This is a genomic window from Finegoldia magna, assembly GCF_018371055.1.
Taxonomy (GTDB): domain Bacteria; phylum Bacillota; class Clostridia; order Tissierellales; family Peptoniphilaceae; genus Finegoldia; species Finegoldia magna_I.
The window spans coordinates 1-1,944 of sequence record NZ_JAGYZD010000289.1 but is presented as its reverse complement, the minus strand read 5'-3'; the positions used below and the strand labels follow the sequence as shown (position 1 = coordinate 1,944).

Here is a 1,944-nt window from a genome sequence, read left to right as displayed (position 1 = left end):
GTGAGATAAATGCATCCTATCTGATTTTTTTAACATAGAAATAGCTGGATACTGAGTTATCTCAGAAATGAATTGAGAAGAAGATTTAATTAATTTCTCTGGTTCAACAATTCTTTCATAGGGTTTTCTTATAGACATTAATGAAGAACTAGAATCGTCAGTTTTATAGAGTTTGTCTAGGATATAATCCACATACAATCTGAAAGCTTTTTGGGATGGAATTCTTCCTGATGAAATATGAGATTGTACTAAATATCCCAAATCTCCTAAATCGCTCATCTCATTTCTGATAGTAGCTGGACTGAATCCTATATTATAATTCTTAGATAAAACTCGAGATCCAATTGGCTGAGCAGTCTTTATATAATTGTCTATAGTCGCGAGTAAGATATTAAATTTTCTTTGTGTTAAATTTTCATTCAAGACCTCACCTCTTTTTTGTTAGCAACCTATTACCTTGAGTGATAACAAAATTATACACTACGTTTTCTACTGTGTCAAGTGTTATACTAAAATATCTACGAAAAAACTATTTGATACGAAAAAACCTTGATTTGTAAAGCATAAATGGTTATTATCTAAAGTTAATAATCCTCTATTATTCCAGTTATCAATTAATTTTTTGTTCTTAGCATATAAATTTATTCCAAATTTATCTTGGTATACTTTTAAATCTAATCCTTCTTTTAATCTCATATTGGTTATTATGAATTCAAATTCTCTTTTTTCTAAATCAATTTTCTCAGAAAAACTAATAGGCTTTTCATTATTCAATATTTTTTTCTTATAATCTGGATAGAAAAACTCATTTGTGTATCTGTGTTGATTTAAATAGCCGGAGGAAGATAAACCAAATCCATAATAATTTTCGTCTTTCCAGTAAATCTTGTTGTGAATGGATTCAAATTTATCTTTTGCAAAATTAGAAATTTCGTAATGTTTGTATTTTTCTAAACCATTACAAATCTTTAAATACATTTCGTATTCTTTATCATCATTTCGATTTATATCATCATATTCTTTGTAAAATTTTGTTCCCGGTTCTAATATCATGTTATACCACGACACATGATTTGGGTTGAGTTTTCTTATATAATTAAGATCATTATCCAGAGATTCTAAAGTTTGATTTGGAAATCCAAATATCAAATCAATTGAAATATTATAAATGTAATCTCTAATTATTTCAAATGACTTTAAAACATCTGATACCTTGTGCCCTCTTCCTAAAAATTTATTGTACTGATCATTAAATGATTGAACTCCCAATGATATTCTATCTATACCAATTTTTTTATAGTTTTCTATTTTTTCTTTTGTGACGAACTCTGGATTGCACTCAATAGTAAATTCCTTTAATTGTAAGTTAAAACAGCTATCTATTAGGTCATAGGTTTTTTCAATATATTTAGAATCGACAAGATTTGGTGTTCCTCCTCCTATATAAATGGTATCTATTCTGTCATTAGGATTTTTGTACATATTTATTTCTTTTTGTAATAAATCAAAGTATTCATCAACTCTTTGATATTGTTTCGTCATTGTTGAAAAATCACAATAGTTACACTTATAATCACAAAAAGGTATGTGAACATATATTCCTTTCATAACTCCTCCTATAAAAATAAGCCAAACTTTCGCTTGGCTTAACAAATTTAATTTCCTTCATCGTATTTTAATACTGATAAGAAAGCTTCTTGAGGAACGTCTACACTACCGACAGATCTCATTCGCTTTTTACCTTCTTTTTGTTTTTCTAATAATTTACGCTTTCTAGTTATATCTCCGCCATAACATTTAGCAAGTACATCTTTTCTATATGCTTTTATAGTTTCTCTTGCGATTATTTTATTTCCTATTGCAGCTTGTACAGGAATTACAAATTGATGTCTTGGTATTTCATCTTTAAGTTTTGTTACGATTTTTCTTGCTCTTTCATAAGCT

The 1,944-nt window shown here is 27.8% G+C and carries 1 protein-coding gene and 2 pseudogenes; all 3 read right to left on the bottom strand.

Annotated features, from left to right (window positions below):
* Window positions 1-423, bottom strand: a pseudogene (locus KHW44_RS09175) (heat-inducible transcription repressor HrcA); the annotation flags it as partial.
* Between the two features lie 81 nt (window positions 424-504).
* On the bottom strand, window positions 505-1,608 hold the full coding sequence (gene hemW, locus KHW44_RS09170; protein WP_304068749.1) for a radical SAM family heme chaperone HemW: 1,104 nt from the start codon (window positions 1,606-1,608) through the stop codon (window positions 505-507).
* Window positions 1,609-1,655: 47 nt separating this feature from the next.
* Window positions 1,656-1,944, bottom strand: a pseudogene (locus KHW44_RS09165) (elongation factor 4); the annotation flags it as partial.

What these genes read in the sequence shown, in the direction of transcription:
- hemW (WP_304068749.1), bottom strand. Translation starts at nt 1,608, where the DNA reads ATGAAAGGAATATATGTTCACATACCTTTTTGTGATTATAAGTGTAAC.